Origin of the sequence: Vibrio sp. Vb339 (genome assembly GCF_902751245.1) — a bacterium.
GTDB lineage: Bacteria > Pseudomonadota > Gammaproteobacteria > Enterobacterales > Vibrionaceae > Vibrio > Vibrio coralliirubri.
Window position 1 is genome coordinate 47,780 of sequence record NZ_CADDIS010000004.1, and the last position, 22,623, is coordinate 70,402.

19 protein-coding genes are annotated in these 22,623 nt (G+C 45.4%); 17 read left to right on the forward strand and 2 right to left on the reverse strand.

From position 1 onward, the window contains the following. The first annotated feature begins 12 nt into the window (after nt 1–12). The 10 genes from HRQ85_RS18190 (at nt 13) to acpS (ending at nt 8,679) form a co-directional block, all read left to right on the forward strand. Nucleotides 13–636 (forward strand): RseA family anti-sigma factor, encoded by a 624-nt coding sequence (locus HRQ85_RS18190; RefSeq protein WP_048659401.1) that lies wholly within the window; start codon nt 13–15, stop codon nt 634–636. Further along, the gene (gene rseB, locus HRQ85_RS18195; protein ID WP_172380306.1) at nt 633–1,595 is read left to right on the forward strand and encodes a sigma-E factor regulatory protein RseB; all 963 of its coding nucleotides are present in this window, start codon (nt 633–635) and stop codon (nt 1,593–1,595) included. Before HRQ85_RS18190 ends, rseB begins: the two co-directional genes overlap by 4 nt. Beyond that, entirely contained in the window at nt 1,592–2,062 is a 471-nt protein-coding gene (locus tag HRQ85_RS18200) for a SoxR reducing system RseC family protein (RefSeq protein ID WP_048605807.1), read from the forward strand. The genes rseB and HRQ85_RS18200 overlap by 4 nt, the downstream gene beginning before the upstream one ends. Before the next feature lie 137 nt (nt 2,063–2,199). Then, nucleotides 2,200–3,993 (forward strand): translation elongation factor 4, encoded by a 1,794-nt coding sequence (gene lepA / locus HRQ85_RS18205; RefSeq protein WP_017059045.1) that lies wholly within the window; start codon nt 2,200–2,202, stop codon nt 3,991–3,993. 97 nt (nt 3,994–4,090) lie between these two features. Then, nucleotides 4,091–4,987: a signal peptidase I gene (lepB, locus tag HRQ85_RS18210; protein ID WP_086711995.1), complete on the forward strand. Its 897-nt coding sequence runs from the start codon at nt 4,091–4,093 to the stop codon at nt 4,985–4,987. A 26-nt stretch (nt 4,988–5,013) separates the two neighbouring features. After that, nucleotides 5,014–5,691 carry a ribonuclease III gene (gene rnc / locus HRQ85_RS18215; RefSeq protein ID WP_017629579.1) on the forward strand — a complete coding sequence of 226 codons (678 nt, stop codon included), beginning with the start codon at nt 5,014–5,016 and terminating at the stop codon, nt 5,689–5,691. After that, a complete protein-coding gene (gene era / locus HRQ85_RS18220) occupies nt 5,684–6,655 on the forward strand; it encodes a GTPase Era (RefSeq protein WP_017629580.1) in 972 nt (323 codons plus the stop codon). Before rnc ends, era begins: the two co-directional genes overlap by 8 nt. A 102-nt stretch (nt 6,656–6,757) precedes the next feature. Then, a complete protein-coding gene (recO, locus tag HRQ85_RS18225) occupies nt 6,758–7,486 on the forward strand; it encodes a DNA repair protein RecO (RefSeq protein ID WP_172380307.1) in 729 nt (242 codons plus the stop codon). Next, nucleotides 7,483–8,220 (forward strand): pyridoxine 5'-phosphate synthase, encoded by a 738-nt coding sequence (gene pdxJ / locus HRQ85_RS18230; protein WP_048605801.1) that lies wholly within the window; start codon nt 7,483–7,485, stop codon nt 8,218–8,220. Before recO ends, pdxJ begins: the two co-directional genes overlap by 4 nt. 78 nt (nt 8,221–8,298) lie before the next feature. After that, a complete protein-coding gene (acpS, locus tag HRQ85_RS18235) occupies nt 8,299–8,679 on the forward strand; it encodes a holo-ACP synthase (protein WP_017059039.1) in 381 nt (126 codons plus the stop codon). 125 nt (nt 8,680–8,804) lie between these two features. Here acpS and barA read toward each other — a convergent pair whose 3' ends face one another. After that, nucleotides 8,805–11,618, reverse strand: coding sequence for a two-component sensor histidine kinase BarA (barA, locus tag HRQ85_RS18240; protein WP_172380308.1), 2,814 nt, complete (start codon nt 11,616–11,618; stop codon nt 8,805–8,807). Nucleotides 11,619–11,783: 165 nt separating this feature from the next. Here barA and rlmD point away from each other — a divergent pair, with 165 nt between their 5' ends. From rlmD to HRQ85_RS18270, 6 genes are all read left to right on the forward strand, one after another. After that, complete coding sequence (gene rlmD / locus HRQ85_RS18245) at nt 11,784–13,103, forward strand: 23S rRNA (uracil(1939)-C(5))-methyltransferase RlmD (protein WP_172380309.1); 1,320 nt, start codon at nt 11,784–11,786, stop codon at nt 13,101–13,103. A gap of 134 nt (nt 13,104–13,237) precedes the next feature. Next, on the forward strand, nt 13,238–15,460 hold the full coding sequence (relA, locus tag HRQ85_RS18250) for a GTP diphosphokinase (protein WP_172380402.1): 2,223 nt from the start codon (nt 13,238–13,240) through the stop codon (nt 15,458–15,460). 331 nt (nt 15,461–15,791) lie between these two features. After that, nucleotides 15,792–16,589, forward strand: coding sequence for a nucleoside triphosphate pyrophosphohydrolase (gene mazG, locus HRQ85_RS18255; RefSeq protein ID WP_048611394.1), 798 nt, complete (start codon nt 15,792–15,794; stop codon nt 16,587–16,589). Between the two features lie 150 nt (nt 16,590–16,739). Next, complete coding sequence (locus HRQ85_RS18260; RefSeq protein WP_017063214.1) at nt 16,740–18,380, forward strand: CTP synthase; 1,641 nt, start codon at nt 16,740–16,742, stop codon at nt 18,378–18,380. Between the two features lie 81 nt (nt 18,381–18,461). Continuing rightward, the gene (gene eno, locus HRQ85_RS18265; protein WP_050711946.1) at nt 18,462–19,760 is read left to right on the forward strand and encodes a phosphopyruvate hydratase; all 1,299 of its coding nucleotides are present in this window, start codon (nt 18,462–18,464) and stop codon (nt 19,758–19,760) included. Nucleotides 19,761–20,207: 447 nt separating this feature from the next. After that, nucleotides 20,208–21,367 (forward strand): IS3 family transposase gene (locus HRQ85_RS18270; RefSeq protein WP_172380310.1). Its coding sequence is split into 2 segments (ribosomal slippage): nt 20,208–20,466 and nt 20,466–21,367, totalling 1,161 coding nucleotides; the frame shifts between segments, so codons are not numbered across the junction. A gap of 86 nt (nt 21,368–21,453) precedes the next feature. Here the strand turns inward: HRQ85_RS18270 and HRQ85_RS18275 are convergent. After that, nucleotides 21,454–21,846 (reverse strand): hypothetical protein, encoded by a 393-nt coding sequence (locus HRQ85_RS18275; RefSeq protein ID WP_046225081.1) that lies wholly within the window; start codon nt 21,844–21,846, stop codon nt 21,454–21,456. A gap of 330 nt (nt 21,847–22,176) precedes the next feature. Between HRQ85_RS18275 and HRQ85_RS18280 the strand changes: the two genes are divergently transcribed. Further along, the gene (locus HRQ85_RS18280) at nt 22,177–22,620 is read left to right on the forward strand and encodes a hypothetical protein (RefSeq protein ID WP_172380311.1); all 444 of its coding nucleotides are present in this window, start codon (nt 22,177–22,179) and stop codon (nt 22,618–22,620) included. The last annotated feature ends 3 nt before the right edge of the window (nt 22,621–22,623 follow it).

Below are 22,623 nucleotides of genomic sequence, written 5' to 3' on the forward strand. Positions count from 1 at the left end.
ATGGTGAAAATAATGGCTGATAAAGAAAAGCTTTCGGCACTCATGGATGGTGAAACGATCGATAAAGCTCTCATTGTAGATCTTGAATCTGATCAAGAAAGCATGGATACCTGGCAGAGTTACCATTTAATTGGTGATGTTATGCGTGGGGATGCGCCAGAAACTCAAGATTGGAACATTGCTAACAATGTGGCAGCAGCGCTTGAAGCTGAGCCTGCACATAGTGCAATGCCGAACCTGCACCAAGTGAATGTTGAACCTACTGTTGCTCCAATTGAAGAGCAGCCTAAACCTCAGCAAGCGAAGCGTCAGCTTCCGGCTTGGTTACAACAGTTTGGACAAGTTGCCGTAGCAGCGTGTGTTTCATTGGCGGTTGTATTAGGTGTTCAACAATATGGTGGCAGCGACCCTGCAGCTCCAGAGCAGTTGCCTGTACTCCAGACGATTCCATTTGCGGGTTCTGCGGAACCAGTAAGTTTAACGCGTGACTCTGTTGAGAAGCCGGCATCGGAAGCTAACTTGCAAGAGCAGCGTAAACGCGTTCATGCAATGCTAGAAGATTATGAGCTTCAGCTAAGACTAAACAGTGATGCATCGCCAATGCAAGATGCACATCTAGAATCGGACATTGAATGAAGAAAATCCTGGTCAGTGCACTGACACTGTTCAGCTTGATGTCTCCAACAGCCTTTGCAGAGGAAACCACTGCAAAGGCCTTGTTGCATCAAATGAACGAGGCCAGTCAGCATCTAAATTACGAACTCTCCTACATATTGATAAAGAAGAGCAGTATTGAACCTCTTGTTTATCGCCATGCAGTTAACGACGACCAACAACTTGCACACCTTGTTTACCTAAGCGGCCCTGTTCGTGAAGTCATTCGACGTGGCAATGAAGTTAGCTACATCGAACCGGGTACAGAGCCATTTACGATTCAGTCTGGCAGTATGGTTGCACCTGTTATTCCGATGATTAATAGAGATATCGAATCACTGAATCAGTACTACGACTTCGTAAAAGTTGGGCGCTCTCGTGAAGCGGGCAGCACCACTCAAGTGCTGCGCGTCGTGCCGAAAGATGGCCTTCGCTACTCTTACGTGGTTTGGGTCGACGAAAAAACGAGTCTTCCTTTGCGTGCCGACCTTTTGGACCGTGATGGCGAAGTGCTTGAACAGTACCGTACTATCTCTTACGTGGTGAACGATAAGATTGCTGAAGCTATGGGGGGCTTGAACCAAGCTCAATTGCCGAAAGTTTTATCCTTGCCGGAAGGCTTAGTGAGTGATACTAACTGGCAAGCGTCGTGGATTCCTGAAGGGTTTAAGTCAAAAGAGCTTAGCCGCTATCAAATGGCAGCGACCGATAAAATGGTTGAAAGCCAGCTTTTCAGTGATGGACTGTTTAGTTTTTCGGTTTATATCGCTGAAAAAGACGAGCACTCATTGAAAGGGCAGCTGGTACGTCAAGGGCGTAGAACCTTGCACAGCTTAGTGATTGGCGACAAAGAGATCTCAGTGGTTGGTGACATTCCGCCAGCAACTGCAAAACGTATCGCTCAGTCAGTTACATTCAATAAATCGGTACAAGCGCAATGATGACCGCGTTGGCGACCGTTAGCTCGGTTGAACAAAAAGGTAAGCAATACTTTGTTCAACTGAGCTGCGAACAACAAACCAGTTGTAGTAGCTGTTCTTCTCAAAAAAGCTGTGGCACCGGTATTGTGACCAAGGCTGTTGGCAATAAATCTTTGTTTTGGCAGCTTAAAACCAAAAGCTTAGTCAAAGCAGGACAAATCGTAGAAATTGGCTTTCCAGAAAAAAGCCTACTTCAATCGGCAGCCATTGTTTATCTCATCCCACTTTTCATGTTGATGATTGGTGCTGGTTTTGGACAGCTCTTGTTACAACCCTTACTCCAAGGGGGCGAGGGCATTGTTATCTTAAGTGCAGCACTGTTTACTGCTGGTGGAATTGCCTTAGCGAAGCGGTTAGCCAAACCCATGGAAGACAAATCCAAGCAAGAAGTCGTCTTGATTCGAATCCTAGGTGAGTCTCTCGTCTAATTTATGATGCTTCTTGCCCTTAAATTGGGTAGAATCTGCCAACTTGATTGAAATGCCGCCACCAATGCTGACTGTAGATTGGACGCGTCGCGGCTTTCTTATTATCCCTATTCAAAGAGTTTAGTCACACCAAGCCTATGAAGCACATTCGTAATTTTTCGATTATCGCCCACATCGACCACGGTAAGTCGACCCTTTCTGACCGCTTAATCCAAGTTTGTGGAGGATTAAGTGAACGTGAGATGGCAGCTCAAGTCCTCGATTCTATGGATATAGAACGCGAGCGTGGTATTACAATTAAAGCGCAGAGTGTGACTTTAGATTACAAAGCTAAAGATGGTGAAACTTACCAACTTAACTTTATCGACACTCCTGGACACGTAGACTTCTCTTACGAAGTATCTCGTTCTCTAGCTGCTTGTGAAGGCGCACTACTTGTAGTGGATGCTGGCCAAGGTGTTGAAGCACAAACTCTAGCAAACTGTTACACAGCAATCGAAATGGAACTGGAAGTAGTACCAATCTTGAATAAGATTGACTTACCTGCAGCTGAACCAGAACGTGTTGCTGAAGAAATCGAAGAGATCGTTGGCATCGATGCGATGGAAGCGACTCGCTGTTCTGCGAAAACAGGTTTGGGTGTTGATGATGTTCTAGAAAACATCGTGACGGCAATCCCGCCACCGGAAGGTGATCCTGAAGCGCCTCTACAAGCGTTGATCATTGACTCTTGGTTCGATAACTACCTTGGCGTAGTTTCTTTGGTTCGTATCAAAAACGGTAAGCTGAAGAAGAACGATAAGATCAAAGTAATGTCGACAGACCAAGTATGGGGTGTTGACCGTCTAGGTATCTTCACGCCTAAGCAAATCGATACTACAGAGCTAAATACTGGCGAAGTAGGTTGGGTTGTTTGTGGTATTAAAGACATCCTAGGTGCACCAGTTGGTGATACGTTGACGCTTGCAAAAGGCGGCAGCACTGAACGTCTACCTGGTTTCCAAAAAGTGAAGCCTCAGGTATACGCAGGTCTATTCCCTGTATCATCTGATGACTACGAAAACTTCCGTGACGCGTTAGGCAAATTAAGCCTGAACGATGCATCACTGTTCTTTGAACCAGAAAGTTCAGCAGCACTTGGTTTTGGTTTCCGTTGTGGCTTCTTAGGAATGCTTCACATGGAGATCATCCAAGAGCGTCTAGAGCGTGAATACGACCTAGACCTAATCACAACTGCTCCAACAGTAGTGTATGAAGTTGTAAAAACAGATAAAACGGTTCTTTACGTTGATAGCCCGGCTAAACTGCCAGCGGTTAATGACCTAGAAGAAATTCGTGAGCCAATTGCACGCTGTAATATTCTGGTACCTTCGGATTACCTAGGTAACGTAATCACACTGTGTGTTGAGAAGCGTGGCGTACAAGTAGACATGGTTTACCACGGTAACCAAGTTGCTGTGACATACGATCTTCCTATGGCAGAAGTAGTTCTAGACTTCTTTGACCGTCTGAAATCAACGTCTCGTGGTTACGCATCATTGGATTACAACTTCCAACGTTACGAGCCATCAAACATGGTACGTGTAGACGTATTGTTGAATGGCGAAACGGTTGATGCATTGGCTATCATCACGCACAAAGACATTGCTCAGTCTCGTGGTCGTCTACTGGTTGAGAAGATGAAAGAATTCATCCCTCGTCAGATGTTCGATATCGCGATTCAAGCCGCGATTGGTAACCACATTATTGCCCGTTCTACAGTGAAACAACTGCGTAAGAACGTAATCGCAAAATGTTACGGTGGTGATATCAGTCGTAAGAAGAAACTTCTTAAGAAACAAAAAGAAGGTAAGAAGCGTATGAAGCAGATCGGTAACGTTGAACTGCCTCAAGAAGCTTTCCTTGCAATCCTTCACGTTGGAAAAGATTAACTTTATCCAGCGATAAACGAATAATTGAAAGTGGAAGAGTAGCTCGCTATTCTTTCACTTTCGTTATTTTTAAAGAAATGAAATTTAAGGGATATCAATGGCTAATACATTTTCGCTTATCTTAGTGATCGTAACTCTAGTGACTGGCATTGTATGGGCGTTGGAAAAGTTTGTGTGGGCGAAGAAGCGCCAACAAAAACTGGCTGACGTTGAAGCACAATCGAATGGCCTAGACGCTGAAACCAGCGCAAAAGTTACGGCTCAGCCTTGGTGGGTTGAGAACAGTGTTTCCATTTTCCCGGTAATTGCATTTGTTTTGGTTCTGCGTTCATTTATTTATGAACCGTTTCAAATCCCTTCTGGCTCGATGATGCCAACGCTTTTGGTTGGTGACTTCATCTTGGTAGAGAAGTACGCGTACGGTCTAAAAGACCCAGTATGGCGCACTCAACTGGTAGAAACGGGCAAGCCAGAGCGTGGTGATTCAATCGTATTTAAGTACCCACCTCAGCCTAACATCGACTACATCAAGCGTGTTGTTGGTATGCCAGGTGACACAATTCGCTACAGCAGTCGTAAAGAGATCTGCATTCAAGCGAAGGGTACAAGTAGCTGTGAACCAGTGAAGCTAAGTAACGTTGAAGAGAGCCAATTTGTTCAAGATGGTGTGCCTCTGATTCAGCTGAATGAACAGCTTGGAGACGTAGAGCATCAAATTTTAGTTAACCCATTACGCCGCGACCGTGTGCAAGCATATCAACCTCGCAATGGTGTTAACGAGTGGGTCGTTCCAGAAGGCCAGTACTTTGTGATGGGTGATAACCGTGACAACAGTGCCGATAGCCGTTACTGGGGCTTTGTCCCTGAAGCAAACCTTGTTGGTAAGGCCGTTGCTATTTGGATCAGTTTCGAGTTCGAACGTGGTTCAGACAGTGTACTTCCAACCTGGATTCCTACTGGTGTGCGTTTTAATCGCATCGGTGGGATTCATTAATCGATCAATTAACACATCGAGAGAGCATGAATTCTCCAATTGATAAACTAGAGAGAAAGATTGGCTATCAGTTTAATGATGCCGATCTTATCCACTTGGCGCTGACTCACCGCAGCGCCGCTGGTAAACATAACGAACGTCTTGAGTTTCTGGGCGATTCAATTTTAAGTTTTGTTATCGCTGATGATCTTTACCACCGTTTTCCTAAGGTAAACGAAGGTGATATGAGCCGCATGCGTGCAACATTAGTACGTGGTCATACATTGGCAGAACTAGGTCGTGAATTCGAACTAGGAGATTACTTAAAATTAGGTCCAGGTGAGTTGAAGAGTGGCGGTTTCCGTCGTGATTCTATTCTAGCGGATGCTGTTGAAGCGATCATCGGCGCTGTCTATTTAGATAGTGATACCGAGACGGTTCGCGGCATTATTTTAAGCTGGTACCAATCTCGCCTAGAAGCAATTCAGCCTGGAGTATCTCAAAAAGATCCGAAAACTCGCCTACAAGAGTTTTTGCAAGGTCGAAGAAATCCTCTACCTGTCTACACAGTGACTAATATTAAAGGTGAAGCACACAACCAAGAATTTACGGTTGAGTGTGAAGTGGCAGGTGTGGATAAACCTGTTATCGGTAAAGGCACTAGCCGCCGCAAGGCAGAACAAGCGGCTGCTGAAACAGCATTAGAGCAACTAAGCAATGTCTGATAACAACCAAGATTTCGATATCGATGCATTCTTTTCATCTGATAGCAAACAAACAGGCCTACCGGAAAACCAACACTGTGGCTTCATCGCTATTGTCGGTCGCCCAAATGTAGGTAAGTCGACGCTTCTGAACCATATTCTGGGTCAGAAGATCTCTATTACATCACGTAAACCACAGACGACACGTCACCGTATTATGGGCGTGGAAACTGAGGGTGATTACCAAGCGATTTTTGTTGATACTCCTGGACTTCATATTGAAGAAAAGCGTGCAATCAACCGCTTGATGAACCGTGCGGCGAACAGCTCACTGAGTGATGTGAACCTAGTATTCTTCCTTGTCGATGGTACTCACTGGACTGACGACGATGAGATGGTTCTGAACAAACTGAAGAAGACTGACTTCCCAGTTGTACTTTGCATCAACAAAGTCGATAACGTTCAAGACCGTACTAACGTGATGCAGCACATGATGGAAGTCTCTAAGAAGATGGACTTCATTGACGTTGTGCCAATTTCAGCGAAGCAAGGTAAAAACATTGATGTACTGCGTAAGCACGTACGTGAACATTTACCTAAAGCGACACACCACTTCCCTGAAGAATACGTGACTGATCGCTCGCAACGTTTTATGGCCTCTGAAATTATCCGTGAAAAGCTGATGCGCTTTACGGGTGACGAGCTACCTTACTCAGTAACGGTTGAAATCGAACGTTTCGATTACAACCCAGATAACGACGGCTTCCACATCAATGCACTGATTCTTGTTGAGCGTACAGGTCAGAAGAAAATGGTGATTGGTAAAGCGGGCGAGAAGATCAAAACGATTGGTCGTGAAGCGCGTATCGATATGGAAGAGCTATTCGGCCGTAAGGTTTACCTAGAGACTTGGGTCAAGGTTAAATCTGGCTGGGCTGATGATGAGCGTGCACTTCGCTCGTTAGGTTACATCGACGATCTATAATATATTGAACGTCACTTTCTGAGATTAAGAAAGTTGAACTGAAGATAAATCCAAGAGAGAGTGCGAACTCTCTCTTTTTGTATCTGTAATAAGGGTAAGTGATTGAGCGAAGGGTTACAGCGATGCTTTGTGTTGCACCGTCGACCATACAGTGAGTCGAGCCTGATCTTGGACGTCTTCAGCGAAGAGTTCGGTCGGGTGACGTTGATGTCTAAAGGCGCTCGCAGCAAGCGTTCCAATTTGAAAGGTGCATTACAACCTTTTACGCCGCTACTACTTAAGTGGTCTGGTAATGGTTCGATGAAAACCTTACGCCAAGCTGAACCCATCAGCTTGGGGCTTCCTCTCGCCGGTATTAATCTGTATTCAGGCATGTACGTGAACGAGCTTATCGGTCGGGTATTGATGGCGGAAGTACCGATGCCTGCACTTTTTCACGACTATCTTCATGCTTTAACAGAGCTGGCGCATAATGATAATCCTGAGCCAGCACTGCGTCGCTTTGAGCTGGCTCTATTATCCGCTATGGGTTATGGCGTCGACTTTTTACACTGCGCGGGCACTGGCGAAGCGATCGATCTGGGCATGACTTATCGCTATCGAGAGCAGAAAGGTTTCATCGCTTCGGTGCGTCGAGACAACCTGACTTTTATGGGCGATGAACTTATCGCAATCAGTGAACGTAGGTTTATCACTAAAGAGCAGTTAAAAGCGGCAAAACGCTTTACACGCATAGCCTTAAAGCCGTATCTTGGCGGCAAACCATTAAAAAGTAGAGAGCTATTTATGCCAACAATAGCCCTCTCTAGAGCACGGAGTATTGGAAAATGAGCTCAATCCTTTTAGGCGTTAATATCGACCATATTGCAACACTACGTAATGCACGTGGTACTAAATACCCAGATCCAGTACACGCAGCTGAAATTGCTGAACGTGCGGGTGCTGACGGCATTACTGTTCACCTGCGTGAAGACCGTCGTCATATCGTTGACCGCGATGTACGTATTCTGGCTGAAACACTTCAAACTCGTATGAATTTGGAGATGGCAGTAACGGATGAGATGGTTCAAATTGCCCTCGATACTAATCCTGAGTTTGTTTGTCTGGTTCCAGAGAAGCGTGAAGAGCTGACCACTGAAGGTGGCTTGGACGTGGTTGGTCAACTTGAAAAGATCAAAGCGGCGACGGAAAAACTGTCTGCTGCTGGCATTAAGGTGTCTCTGTTTATCGATGCTGACCGTGAGCAAATCGACGCAGCAAAAGCGTGTGGCGCACCGTTCATTGAACTGCACACTGGTCATTACGCCGATGCTAAAACAGAAGAAGACCAACAAGACGAGCTGAAAAAGATTGCTGCAGGCGCAAGCTACGCGGACGATCTTGGTATCACAGTCAATGCGGGTCATGGTCTGACTTACCACAACGTCGCACCGATTGCGGCTCTTCCTGAGATCTACGAGCTGAACATCGGTCACTCGATCATGGGACGAGCAGTGTTTGATGGTTTGAATAAAGCCGTTGCAGACATGAAAGCCGTGATGGAAACAGCACGCAACAACGCTTAATTTTTTAAACCGTAAGCGTTAAGTCGTAAGCGACGAATTAGTAGAATTAATAGATAGAAGTTTAGTAGTAGGGTAAGCATGGCTGTTGTTGGGTTAGGTACAGATATCGCAGAAATTGAACGTGTTGAAAAGGCATTGTCACGAAGTGGTGACGCTTTTGCTCAGCGTATTTTGACCGATTCTGAATTTGAAGTATTCCAGCAGCTGAAGCAAAAAGGGCGTTACCTTGCAAAACGTTTTGCAGCCAAAGAAGCGGCATCTAAGGCGTTAGGCACGGGGATCGCGCTGGGTGTGACCTTTCACGACTTTGAGATTTCAAACGATGAGCACGGCAAGCCAGTCCTGAGCCTGCATAAAAAAGCGCGTGAAATCGCAGAGGCGAATGGCACAACATCGATTCATCTGACTATCTCGGATGAGCGTCACTACGCTGTGGCAACGGTGTTACTCGAATCGTAAACAGATTATCGCTACTTTATGTCTAGTGCTCTTGGCACTAGACAGAAAAAAGCAGAGCTCATGAGCTCTGCTTTTTTATTAGCGGGTAAACCCTCTAACGAATACTGGTGAGTAACAAGTGCCCGCTAGGTCTTCGCCGGTTTCAAGTAATGAATCGCGGTTGCTTGAACCTTATCTAATTCATCCTGAAGCTCGAAAAGCTCCGGTTCAATGTCTTCAACAGAAGTGCCTGAACGCAGCTCCTTCTCTATCGTCGCACATACCGATTTTAGTCTTGGTACGCCGCTGTACGAGCTGCTGCCATGCATCTTGTGGATGATGTGTATCAGCTCTTCAATTGGGTAGTCACTGTCTTCTATCGCTTTGTCTGCCGCCTCATACACCTCTGGAATAAAGTCTACGAGCATTTGCAGCATATCGCGTGCGAGGTCTTCTTTATTAGCAGCTTGTTTCATCGCAGCTTGCCAATCAATGATGATGTTTGTGTGCACGCTGGCTTCAGTTTCTGACACTGGACCGCTGTCGACTTCAGCAGAGACCGCTGGGTGGTCTGGATCTATTTTTTCGATGTGCTCAACCTCAGAGGTCGAGCTCCAATGAATCAGAACCTGCTGTAAAACATGCTCTTCAATAGGTTTGGTTAGGTAGTCATCCATGCCCGCTTCAAGCAGTCGGTCACGTTCGCCAATCATTGCATGCGCGGTAACGGCAATCACAGGCGTATTTGCATTGTTCGCCAGCTTCTTGATGTTCTGACAAGCGGTCACACCGTCCATCTGTGGCATTTGAATATCCATGAAGACGATATCAAATGGCGTCTCTGTCGCTTTGTCTATCGCCTGCTGACCACTGGTACAACTGATGACGGTTTCTACACGCTCTTTGAGCAGCGCGGTGATCAGTTTTAGGTTGGCTGGGTTGTCGTCGACCGCCAATACCGTAAGCGGAAGCTTCTCTTCTGAATGTGTTTCAATTGCTGGTGCAATCAAGGTTGGTGCCTGATTCGATACCAGAGTTTGCAGTAACTTCTTACGAGAAAGAGGCTTAGTGATGCACTGAACATCGACCTCTTTCATTAGTTGCTCACCCAACGCTAGCTCGGTACTTGGTGTCCCAATTATCACGTTTTGAGCAATCTTCTTCGCACCAATAGCCCAACCACTCACGGTATCAAATTGATATTCTTGGTTAGCGGCTAGGTTAAGCAGAACGTAGTCATAGGAGGTGGTCTCGTCTGGCATCACCGAACGATAGGTTACCACTAAGCCTTCTTGGGTTAGGATTTGCTGAGTAATCGAGGCCGCTTGCATGTTTGGCTCGATAAGCAGCAGTTGTTTGTCTTGCAGACACTGCGTCTCAATCAGCTCAGTCATCGGCATATCAGTCGTTGATAGTCTCAAGGTAAACCAGAAGGTGGAACCTTGGTGCAGGCGACTGGTTAGGCTGATCTCTCCGCCCATTTGGCTGACCAGTTTTTGGGTGATAACCAGACCTAAGCCTGTACCACCATAACGACGAGAGATACTTGCATCGGCTTGGCTGAAGGCTTGGAAAAGCTGAGCTTGTTGACGTTCAGAAATACCAATACCCGTATCGCGAACCATGAATTGCAGCTCGATGTTGTCTTCGCTTTGTGAGCGAAGCTCAACGCTGATATCAATGTTGCCGCGCTCGGTAAACTTGATTGAGTTACCAACAAGGTTGGTTAGGATCTGCTGAATACGCAGTGGATCGCCCACTACGCCTGGCGGTACTTTAGGGTCGATCTTCAGTGTCAGCTCTAGGCCTTTCTCATGAGCGTTGGTTGCTTGAAGGTTTACTACCTCTTCAAGGCTGGCTTGGAATTCAAATGGAATGTTCTCTAGGGCTAATTTACCGGCTTCAAGTTTCGAGAAGTCCAAGATATCGTTGATGATGCTAAGTAGGTTATTTGCCGAACGTTCAATGGTTTGTAGGTAATCGGTTTGACTGTTCGATAGGTGGGTCTTGAGCATCTGACGAGTAAAGCCAATCACACCGTTCAATGGAGTTCTCAGTTCGTGAGACATATTCGCCAAGAACTCAGATTTAACACGAGCCGCTTCTTGCGCGCGTTTCTTCGCGATGTCTAACTCAACGTTTTGAATCTCTAGTTGCTCAAGGGTTTCACGCAAGTCTGATGTAGCTTGGTCGATACTGTGCTGCATCTCGACGTGATATTCTGATAGCGATACCGCCATCGCGTTGATACCGTTTTTCAGCGAATCTAGCTCACCATGCATCTTACCTTCGATACGTACATCTAGATGACCACGACGAATTCGGTCGACCATGTTTTTCATGTGCGTGATCGGTTGAGTCACATCGTGCATTAAGCGGAACGCAAACACGCCCGATAAACCAAGCCCGAGAATCAATACCAAGAAGGCAGAGAACACTTCTTGATATTGCTGTAATCGAAGTGAAGATAGATCTAACTCAATCGCAATATAGCCGATCGCTTGATTAGCTTGAGACTGACCGTTGGCTGAGTTGATGTACTGGCCTTCGGCGATGATAGGTGTCCGCAGGATCAGCGTATTATCGAGCAGGTTCGATGAGCTTAAATGCGGGATCGGTTTATCTTTGGGATAGGTTAGGCTTTCAAAATCGGGGTGGAAGTTTGAGGTTACAAACAACTCATGGCGTTCATCAAACACCGCGATACTGCGCACCAGCTTAGAATTCTTTCGATGCGCATAGCTAATAAGCTGACGAACAGACTCTCGACTTTCGAGCTTCATGCCTGATTCACTCGCAATCGCAAGTGGTTCAATGATGCTAGTACCAGTGTTAACCACCTGACCCTCAAGGTCTTGATAGCGGTTAAATGAGAAAAATGCACTCAATAGCAACCCAATAATCAGGGTTGGAGCTAGAGTTAAGGTAATTACACGGGCTCTTAAGCCATATCTGGTCATGTTCTTTAATTACATCGAGGTCTGGATATGGGAAAATAACGCACACAATGGCGGTTAAGTGAACGGTAAGCTTAATCAAAGCCGTGACGTTCGACAATGATTCCAAGACATAATAGTGAGTCCTGGATACCAATTACTTATTAAAAGATACATTAGGCACAAGCAATGGCACGTTTTTTCCAACCAAAAAAGAAAACTCAACTCGAGACCAAGCATCAATCGGTTTTGGTTGAACGAATGGATCACAATGGCGCTGGCATCGCTTATCAAAAGAATAAACCGGTTTTCATTGATGGCGCATTGCCTGGTGAGCAGGTGGTTATTCAACTGACTGAGAGCAAAAGTAAGTTTTCGCGAGCTAAGCTCATCAAGTTATTGAAGCCGAGCGAGCAGCGTTTGAAGCCGTTTTGTAAGCACTTTAATCAGTGTGGTGGCTGTCACCTCCAACACCTTGGTTACTCTTCTCAGGTTGAGCATAAATCGCAATCTCTGACCCACCTGATGAGCCAATACCAAACGGCTAACACTGAAGTTGCACAACCTATTGTCGGTGATGAAACCGGTTATCGACGTCGCGCACGTATCAGCCTATTTGTTGATAAAAAGACACAGCAGCTTCAGTTTGGTTTCCGTAAGAAGCAGAGTAAGCAGATTGAAAATATCACCGACTGTGCCGTGCTTGATCCTCGCCTCAATGTATTGCTGCCAAAACTGAAAAATTTACTGAACACTTTCAACAACCTTACGTCTTTAGGACACGTTGAATTGGTGTTGGGCGATACTGGCCCTGTAATGGTGCTACGTCACCTTAAGCCTTTGGTTGAAAAAGATGAGCAAGCGCTGATTGCGTTAGCAAAAGAAGAAGGCGCTACGCTGTACTCGATGCCTGAAACCGATAAGTTGGTTCGCTTAGTCGGCGATGCGCCAGCCTATAACGAAACTGGCGTGACGTTACCGTTTGAGCCAAACCACTTTATCCAAGTCAATCAGAAAGTGAATCAGCAGATGGTGGCTCAAGCGATTGAGTGGCTAGAGCCTCAAGCGGATGAGCGAGTACTAGACCTGTTTTGTGGTCTCGGTAACTTCAGTCTGCCTATCGCGCAACAATCGGCGTTTGTGGTTGGTGTAGAAGGCGTTGATGAAATGGTTCAGCAAGCCACATCTAATGCAGCGTTAAACCAGTTAAGTAATACGGAATTTTACCAAGCTAACCTTGAAGAAGACTTATCTTCACAGCCTTGGGCAAAAGAGAAATTCGATAAAGTATTGCTTGACCCGGCACGTGCGGGAGCGAGTGGGATCGTTGATCAAATTTCAGCGTTAGGAGCGAAGCGTGTGGTTTATGTTTCGTGTAATCCTGCTACTCTAGCTAGAGATTCTGAGAGCTTAGAAAAACAAGGCTATCAATTAGCCAAACTGGGTATGTTGGACATGTTCCCACACACCAGTCATCTAGAATCGATGGCTCTCTTTATCAAGGCTTAGAGGCCCTTAAACAAGGCTTCAAATGAATCACAAAGGCGCAGGGAAGCCTGCGCTGATATCAATATGGTCGAACTAACTTGGAACCAGTTAGTCATATTGAATTGGGTATAAAACATAATAACTAGGAAGGCATGATGGTTGCGGTACGAAGCGCACATTTAAACCCAAGCGAACAGTTTGAGCTAGAAAGTTGGATTGCGTCATTGAATCAAGACGCAAAAACCTCGAATAAACTGATCAAAGTTTATCGTCACTGTGAAGATCTATTAAAAGATCACGAGCAAGCATCGCTCTTGCTTTGGCGTGGCCGCGAGATGATCGAAATCTTGGTTACGTTGTCCATGGACCGTGCCACTTTAATTGCAGCGCAACTTTTCCCCGTCGTCTCAAGCGGCGTTTTTGAGCGCGAAGCGTTTGAAGAAAGCTACGGTAAAGAAACCGTAAAGTTGATCGATGGCGTTGAAGAAATGGCGGCCTTAGGCCAGTTAAACGTGACTCTTGAAGGCAGTGCTGCCTCGGGTCAAGTTGATAACGTTCGCCGCATGCTACTGGCGATGGTCGACGACTTCCGCTGCGTAGTCATCAAACTCGCTGAACGAATCTGTAACCTTATTGAGGTGAAAAAAGCGCCTGATGCTGTGCGTCGTGCGGCAGCAAAAGAGTGTTCTAACATCTACGCTCCGCTCGCTAACCGTTTAGGTATTGGTCAGCTTAAGTGGGAAATCGAAGATTACGCATTCCGCTACCAACAGCCAGACACCTACAAGCAGATTGCTAAACAGTTGTCTGAGCGTCGCATCGTACGTGAACAATACATTAAAGATTTCGTTGACGACTTAACGGCTGAAATGAACCGTTCAAGCATCAATGCTGAAGTCAGCGGCCGACCAAAACACATCTACAGCATCTGGCGTAAGATGCAGAAGAAAGGCTTGGACTTTGATGAGCTTTTTGACGTGCGTGCAGTACGTATCATCGCCGACCAGCTCCAAGACTGCTATGCCGGCCTAGGTGTGGTTCATACCAAATACAAACATCTACCAAGTGAATTTGATGACTACGTGGCGAACCCTAAGCCAAATGGTTACCAGTCGATCCACACCGTGGTTTTAGGCCCTGAAGGCAAGACCATTGAAATTCAGATCCGTACCAAGCAAATGCACGAAGACTCTGAGTTGGGTGTAGCTGCGCACTGGAAGTACAAAGAAGGTGCTTCAAGCGGACGCAGTGGTTACGACGAGAAAATCACTTGGTTGCGTAAACTTATCGATTGGCAAGAAGAGATGTCGGATTCTGGCGAGATGCTGGATGAAGTTCGTAGCCAAGTATTCGATGATCGCGTATATGCCTTTACACCGCGCGGTGATGTGGTCGATTTACCTATGGGTGCAACCCCACTGGACTTCGCTTACCACATCCACTCGATGGTTGGACACCGCTGTATCGGTGCCAAAGTAGCAGGTCGTATCGTACCGTTTACCCATAAATTATCGATGGGTGATCAGGTTGAAATCATTACTCAGAAAGAACCGAACCCATCACGTGATTGGCTAAACCCAACCACAGGCTTCGTTCATTCAGGTCGTGCTCGCGCGAAGATTAACGCTTGGTTCCGTGCACAAAGCCGAGAGAAGAACCTCGAAGCGGGTCGAGACATCCTTGAGGCAGAACTAGCGAAAGTGGGTGCAACTCTAAAAGATGCCGACCAATACGCTCTGAGACGCTTTAACGTCAACACGCCAGATGAGCTTTATGCTGGTATTGGCAGTGGCGACTTACGTATTAACCAAGTGGTTAATCACATCAATGCGTTGGTGAATAAGCCTACGGCAGAAGAAGAAGACAAGAAAGCGCTAGAGAAACTGCTTGAGTCGGAAAACAAGCCAGCACAACAAAGTCGTCCGAAGAAAGATGCGGTAGTGGTTGAGGGCGTTGATAACCTAATGACGCACCTAGCGCGTTGCTGTCAGCCAATCCCAGGTGATGTGATTAAAGGGTACATCACTCAAGGTCGTGGTATCTCAGTGCACCGTGCTGACTGTGAACAGCTAGGCGAGCTTAGTATGCACGCGCCAGAACGTATCATTGATACTGTTTGGGGCAATGGCTTTGTCGGTTCATATATCCTAACGCTGCGTGTTGAAGCGCTAGAGCGTAATGGCTTGTTGAAAGACATCACCTCACTGTTCTCGAACGAAAAGATCAGCGTGACTACAATGAAGAGCCGTATTGACTACAAGCGTCAGTTATCGGTAATGGATTTCGATTTGGAAGTGACTAATATTGAAATTCTGAGTCGAGTGACAAGCCGAGTTGAACAAATCAAAGATGTTATGAGTGTCAAACGCTTAGGCTAGTTTTTACGTCGTACTTGGCTTTCTAACTTCGTTAGTTTCACTTATTTCACTCCATCACATAGGCAAGCTATGCTCAGGAGCCTCATAAGTTTACTGCCTTGTTAGAAGAACTAATTACTTAGTAAAAGAAGATAGCTGTCATTCCCTACAGTGAGGGACGAACGTGATAGGGAATCTCGCCAAGCGATTTGAGATCCCCAACTCGCTCATTCTTCGTTCTTGAGGATGACGGAAAGAATAGAAAGGTGAGTGGTTTTGGCTGCTCGCCTTTTTTAGTTTTAGAAGACGTTATAAATTTAAAAAATCAAAGACAGTGAATAGGAAGAAAACAATGAATCACCCGATTGAACAACTTGAACAGATCATGACTAAGCTGCGCGATCCAGAAGGTGGCTGTCCTTGGGATTTGAAACAAAATTTTGAAACAATTGTGCCGCATACTATCGAAGAAACCTACGAGGTAGTGGACGCGATTCACAACAAAGATTGGCCGAACCTACAAGAAGAGTTGGGTGACCTGCTATTTCAGGTGATTTTCTACAGCCAGCTCGCGAAAGAGCAGGGACTGTTTGAGTTCTCTGATGTGGTCGATGGCATCAATGAGAAGCTGACGCGTCGCCATCCGCATGTGTTTTCTGATACAGAGTTTGCGAGCGATGAAGAAATTAATGCCAACTGGGAAGCTGAAAAAGCCAAAGAAAAAGCTCAGGCAGGCAAAACTCAAGAAAGTATTCTAGACTCAATACCAAACTCTCTACCTGCGCTTTCACGTGCTACAAAGATTCAAAAACAGGTAGCGAAATATGGCTTTGATTGGGACTCAATTGGCCCAGTGGCTAATAAGGTTTTAGAGGAAGTCGATGAGGTGCTGGAAGAGGCACTTCAAGTGACGCCAAATGAAGACTTGGTTGAAGAAGAGTTGGGAGACTTGCTGTTTGCGACGGTCAATTTGGTGCGACATTTGGGTAAAAATCCAGAGTCAGCGCTCAATAAAGCCAATCTGAAGTTCTCACGTCGCTTTAAAGGGGTGGAACAAAAAGTTCGTCAGCAAGATAAAATTTTGACCGATTTTTCACTACAACAGCTTGATTCCATGTGGGATGAAGTCAAGGTGGCGGAGAAAAGATAACCAAAGCTTTTATCATGAATTGATTTGAAGCAAAAAATAAAAAATAGCAGTGTGATAGATTTCACGTTGTGGCGATAAGGGGCTTCTGGTATATTTTCATCCCGTCCAGAAGTAGTCCATTTCCCTCATTCAACCAATTTCAGGTTAAACATGACGACAAATTACATTTTTGTTACTGGCGGGGTTGTATCCTCTCTAGGTAAAGGTATTGCTGCAGCATCTCTTGCGGCTATTTTAGAAGCTCGTGGTCTTAAAGTGACTATGATGAAGCTTGACCCTTACATCAACGTTGATCCAGGCACTATGAGCCCGACTCAGCACGGTGAAGTGTTCGTTACGGAAGATGGCGCTGAAACAGACCTTGACCTTGGTCACTATGAGCGATTCATTCGCACCAAGATGACTAAGCGTAACAACTTCACTGCAGGTCGTGTTTACTCAGACGTACTCGCTAAAGAGCGTCGCGGTGATTACCTAGGTGCAACTATTCAGGTTATCCCACACATCACTAACTCTATCAAAGAGCGTGTAATTTCTGGCGCAGCTGGCCACGATATCGCGATCGTTGAAGTTGGTGGTACGGTTGGTGATATCGAATCTCTACCATTCATGGAAGCGATTCGTCAGCTAGCAGTAGAACTTGGCCGTGAACGCGCAATGTTCATGCACCTTACTCTAGTGCCATACCTAGCAGCTGCAGGCGAAGTGAAAACTAAGCCAACGCAACACTCTGTAAAAGAGTTACTGTCTATTGGGATTCAGCCAGACATCCTAGTTTGTCGTTCAGACCGCAACATTCCTTCGAACGAGCGTAAGAAAATTGCTCTGTTCTGTAATGTGCAAGAAAATGCAGTTATTTCTATGCGCGATGTTGACTCTATCTACAAGATCCCTCAGCTTATTAAAGCTCAAGGCACTGATGAACTTGTATGTAAGCGTTTCGGCATCACTGCTCCAGAAGCAGACCTGTCTGAATGGGAACAAGTAATTTACGAAGAAGCTAACCCAACGGGTGAAGTGACGATTGGTATGGTTGGTAAGTACATTGAACTACCAGACGCATACAAATCAGTAAATGAAGCGCTAAAACACGCGGGCTTGAAAAATCGCCTAAGCGTTAATATTAAATACGTAGATTCACAAGACGTTGAGTCTCGTGGCGTAGAAGTTTTAGAAGGCCTAGATGCAATCCTAGTTCCTGGTGGCTTTGGTGACCGTGGTGTTGAAGGTAAGATTCTTGCTGCTCAATACGCTCGTGAAAACAAAGTACCGTACTTAGGTATCTGTCTAGGTATGCAAGTAGCGCTTATCGAGTACGCTCGTAACGTTGCGAAAATGGAAGGGGCACACTCTTCTGAATTCTGTACTGAAACTAAGTACCCAGTTGTTGGTCTTATCACTGAGTGGACTGATGGCGAAGGTAAAGTTGAAGAACGTACAGAAACATCTGACCTTGGCGGCACAATGCGTCTTGGTTCACAGCTTTGTCACCTAGCGAAAGGGACGAAAGCTTACGAATTATACGGTAGCGCGACGATCCATGAACGTCACCGTCACCGTTACGAAGTGAATAACAATCTTCGTCCACAAATCGAAAAAGCGGGCCTAAAAGTATCGGGTCTATCTGCGGACAAGAAACTGGTTGAAGTTATTGAGAACCCGAACCACCCATGGTTCGTTGCTGCTCAATTCCACCCAGAGTTCACTTCAACACCTCGCGATGGTCACCCATTGTTTGCAGGTTTCGTTAAAGCGGCTGGCGAGTTCCAGCGCGGCGAGTTAGAGAAGTAAAAAGGAATACAGGTAGCTGCGTAAGTTGTGCTGCTACCTTTAAATTTGACATTTATATATTCAACGAGAAGGAAACATTCAATGTCTAAGATCGTTAAAGTTCTAGGTCGTGAAATCATCGATTCACGTGGTAACCCAACTGTAGAAGCTGAAGTACACCTAGAAGGCGGTTTCGTAGGTATGGCTGCTGCTCCATCTGGCGCATCTACTGGTTCTCGCGAAGCTCTTGAGCTACGTGACGGCGACAAATCACGTTTCCTAGGTAAAGGTGTTCTTAAAGCTATTGAAGCTGTAAACGGCCCAATCGCTGAAGCTCTAGTTGGTTCTGACGCTAAAGCACAAGCTGACGTTGACCAAATCATGCTTGACCTAGACGGTACTGATAACAAGTCTAAGTTCGGCGCGAACGCTATCCTAGCTGTATCTCTAGCTAACGCAAAAGCTGCTGCTGCTGCGAAAGGCATGCCTCTATACGAGCACATCGCTGAGCTAAACGGTACTGCTGGTCAGTTCTCTATGCCTCTACCAATGATGAACATCATCAACGGTGGTGAGCACGCAGATAACAACGTTGACATCCAAGAGTTCATGATCCAACCAGTTGGCGCTAAAACTCTTAAAGAAGGTCTACGTATCGGCGCTGAAGTATTCCACAACCTAGCTAAAGTTCTTAAGTCTAAAGGCTACAGCACTGCAGTTGGTGATGAAGGTGGTTTCGCTCCTAACCTTAAGTCTAACGCTGAAGCTCTAGAAGTTATCGCAGAAGCTGTTGCAGCTGCTGGTTACGAACTAGGTAAAGACGTTACTCTTGCTATGGACTGTGCAGCATCTGAGTTCTTCGACAAAGAAGCTGGCATCTACAACATGAAGGGCGAAGGTAAAACTTTCACTTCTGAAGAGTTCAACCACTACCTAGCTGAGCTAGCGAACAACTTCCCAATCGTTTCTATCGAAGACGGTCTTGACGAGTCAGATTGGGATGGCTTCAAGCACCAAACTGAACTTCTAGGCGACAAGCTTCAAATCGTTGGTGACGATCTGTTCGTTACAAACACTAAGATTCTTGCTGAAGGTATCGAGAAAGGCGTAGCTAACTCTATCCTTATCAAGTTCAACCAAATCGGTTCTCTAACAGAGACTCTAGCTGCTATCAAGATGGCTAAAGACGCTGGCTACACTGCAGTAATCTCTCACCGTTCTGGCGAAACTGAAGATGCAACTATCGCTGATCTAGCGGTAGGTACAGCTGCAGGTCAAATCAAAACTGGTTCTATGAGCCGTTCTGACCGTGTTGCTAAGTACAACCAACTTATCCGTATCGAAGAAGCTCTAGGTTCTAAAGCTCCTTACAACGGTCTTAAAGAAGTTAAAGGTCAATAATTCCTAGCGAATTGTTAATCTAAGCTTTTTAAATGCCTCGCTTATGCGGGGCATTTTTTTGTCTGTAGGAAAGTGAGGTATGGAGGCTCTAGGTTCTAAAGCTCCTCCTTATTACAACGAAAGCGGCCTTAAAGAAGTTAAAGGTCAATAATTCCTAGCGAATTGTTAATCTAAGCTTTTTAAATGCCTCGCTTATGCGGGGCATTTTTTTGTCTGTAGGAAAGTGAGGTATAGAGGCTCTAGGTTCTAAAGCTCCTCCTTTTTAACAACGAAAGCGGTCCTAAAGAAGTTAAAGGTCAATAATTCACTCTGAATTATTAACTTAAAGCTTTTGAAAACGCTCTACTTCGGTAGGGCGTTTTTTTGCCTAAAATTCGTCATGTAGTGGTCTAATGATCCCGGACACCAAATTAGGTGGTAAAGTCTCCACCATAAATGAGGTGTTCAATGACAAAACGACAACGACGTACATTTTCAGCTGAGTTCAAACTAGATGCTGCAAGTTTGGTTCTTGATCAAGGGTACTCCATACCTGAAGCAGCTAACTCTATGGGCGTAGGTGAAACAGCTTTACGGCGATGGGTCGACCAACTCAAAGTTGAGCGAGGTGGGATGACTCCAACGACTAAAGCCCTCACGCCTGAGCAAAAGAAAATCCAAGAGTTAGAAGCCCGGATTAACCGGCTAGAACGAGAAAAATCCATATTAAAAAAGGCCACCGCTCTCTTAATGTCGGACGAACTCGAACGTTCTCGTTAATAGACAAGTTGAGGGAGCATGAGTCGGTCAAAATGCTTTGCGAGCTGTTCAACGTAGCTTCGTCTTGTTATTACAAGTTTAAGCAACGCAAGCCGGATGCCAATCGTATTCGTCTAGCTAGCCAAATTAAAGAACTCTTCAACATGAGTCGAGGCTCTGCTGGCAGTCGTACTCTTGTCTCGATGCTGAGCGCAGAAGGCATAAAAGCCGGACGATTTAAGGTTCGCCAGATAATGCGTGAAGCTGATTTAATGAGTAAACAGCCAGGTTCGCATCGATATAGACATGCAAAAGTAGAGAGGTTAGACATTCCAAATCTACTGAAGCGTGAGTTTTCTGTGAGTACTCCGAATCGTGTTTGGTGTGGCGATATTACTTATATTTGGTCAGGTTCGAAGTGGACCTATTTAGCGGTAGTGCTTGACCTATTTAGCCGACGCGTTGTGGGGTGGTCTTTATCCGATAAGCCCGATACCGAATTAGTCTCTAAAGCTTTGGACATGGCCTGGGAGCAACGAGGATGTCCGAAGAACGTAATGTTCCATTCAGATCAAGGTTGCCAATATAGCAGCCGCAACTATCGCCAAAGACTTTGGCGATATCGTATAACTCAAAGCATGAGCCGTCGTGGTAATTGTTGGGACAACGCTCCCATGGAGCGGCTATTTAGAAGCTTGAAAACCGAGTGGATACCAGCAACAGGTTACCTGACACAAGCTCAAGCTAAGAAAGACATCAGCCATTACCTGATGAGTTACTACAATCGGCAACGGCCTCATCAAACAAATGATGGGCTGTCGCCAGTGAATGCCGAAAATCGGCTTAAGTCAGTGTCCGGAATTTGTTGACCACTACAAACAAAAATGGGGCAGAGACGAGTCAGTACAATAGTGCCGACAAAGATCGTCACGGTTTTCACCCTGAATAGAGTTTACTAAGCTCGACCAAAAGCTTTTAAGAAGTTTTTGGGGTGTTGGTGAAATCTTACATGCTCGGGGTGATTAACCCTCCTCTTTCCCTTAAAGGGCGGCGCAATATACCCCCAATTTGAACATCTTGAGAAATATATTACATAATCAATCTGTGTATTCTGCCATTGGTCAGTAACAACGGTGTTTTCATCAAAGCACTCTACCGATTTCACTTGAATTCGATAGAACTTATTCCCATCAGAAACCAGTACATCAGTCTTCATTCCATGATCGATCATCGGCATAAAGACTTCCCAGCCGTCTTGTAATAGCCAACTAGCCAATAATGTTTCGTAGGAGATACTTTTGTAGTATTTCTTTGCTTCAGAGGAAGTATGGAGTGTTTTTACAGGCATAGTAATATCCTAATTACATGCTGAGTGTCTTTTTAGCACAAGACAGCCAGCGAAGCCTCCCTTTGGGGAGCGCTTCAATTAGGATTCACAATGGCTCTATTGAGGTCTCATCAACTAGCAATGGGAGCTGCCCCTAGTCTTCTACCGTTTGGTTACCTTGACTACTAATACTAGCGTTCACGTATCGTGAGTGAATCAGTCGTGTTCATATAAAGATAAACAAAGTTCATAATTTCGTCAATTATAATACTGGTGAAAAGGCGTCATTAGACAGACAAATTAAAAGATCCCAACTATCTTTATAACAGTCAGAAAGTTGGGATTCCTACCATGTTAAAAACACTCATTACTTGGGTTAGGAAGTGGATTGTAAAAGCTACTCCCCATCCAAAAGAGCCTGCGGTACAGCCAATCAAAACTAATATTGAAACCCTGCATGCTCAGGCACCTAAAACATTGTCCGAAGAATATCTCGATGAAAAAGATAAAGTGAGACACCGACTGGAACGCTGGGCTTTGCATCAAGACCAAATCAATAGTCGCATCCTTAATGCTTATTTAACCCTAGAGCGTAAAGGCCACTCTCCTATAACTATCACGATGCTTCAGAACCAACTTCTAGACATGAAAACTTTCCTACCCAACTTCAATCAAATGAAAAGTATCGCCCCACACAATCATGCGAAAGTATTTGATGTTAAGGGTGAAAGTGTGCGCATTTGGAGTGTTGTTGAAGTTCATGTACGAGAGTATGAAAACAAGATCTTTCACTAGAAA

Coding starts and splice junctions, on each gene's coding strand:
- HRQ85_RS18190 (WP_048659401.1), top strand. CDS start 13: ATGGCTGATAAAGAAAAGCTTTCGGCACTCATGGATGGTGAAACGATC.
- barA (WP_172380308.1), bottom strand. CDS start 11,618: ATGACCAGATATGGCTTAAGAGCCCGTGTAATTACCTTAACTCTAGCT.
- lepA (WP_017059045.1), top strand. CDS start 2,200: ATGAAGCACATTCGTAATTTTTCGATTATCGCCCACATCGACCACGGT.
- lepB (WP_086711995.1), top strand. CDS start 4,091: ATGGCTAATACATTTTCGCTTATCTTAGTGATCGTAACTCTAGTGACT.
- HRQ85_RS18200 (WP_048605807.1), top strand. CDS start 1,592: ATGATGACCGCGTTGGCGACCGTTAGCTCGGTTGAACAAAAAGGTAAG.
- rseB (WP_172380306.1), top strand. CDS start 633: ATGAAGAAAATCCTGGTCAGTGCACTGACACTGTTCAGCTTGATGTCT.
- pdxJ (WP_048605801.1), top strand. CDS start 7,483: ATGAGCTCAATCCTTTTAGGCGTTAATATCGACCATATTGCAACACTA.
- rnc (WP_017629579.1), top strand. CDS start 5,014: ATGAATTCTCCAATTGATAAACTAGAGAGAAAGATTGGCTATCAGTTT.
- acpS (WP_017059039.1), top strand. CDS start 8,299: ATGGCTGTTGTTGGGTTAGGTACAGATATCGCAGAAATTGAACGTGTT.
- HRQ85_RS18280 (WP_172380311.1), top strand. CDS start 22,177: ATGTTAAAAACACTCATTACTTGGGTTAGGAAGTGGATTGTAAAAGCT.
- eno (WP_050711946.1), top strand. CDS start 18,462: ATGTCTAAGATCGTTAAAGTTCTAGGTCGTGAAATCATCGATTCACGT.
- rlmD (WP_172380309.1), top strand. CDS start 11,784: ATGGCACGTTTTTTCCAACCAAAAAAGAAAACTCAACTCGAGACCAAG.
- HRQ85_RS18275 (WP_046225081.1), bottom strand. CDS start 21,846: ATGCCTGTAAAAACACTCCATACTTCCTCTGAAGCAAAGAAATACTAC.
- HRQ85_RS18260 (WP_017063214.1), top strand. CDS start 16,740: ATGACGACAAATTACATTTTTGTTACTGGCGGGGTTGTATCCTCTCTA.
- era (WP_017629580.1), top strand. CDS start 5,684: ATGTCTGATAACAACCAAGATTTCGATATCGATGCATTCTTTTCATCT.
- mazG (WP_048611394.1), top strand. CDS start 15,792: ATGAATCACCCGATTGAACAACTTGAACAGATCATGACTAAGCTGCGC.
- relA (WP_172380402.1), top strand. CDS start 13,238: ATGGTTGCGGTACGAAGCGCACATTTAAACCCAAGCGAACAGTTTGAG.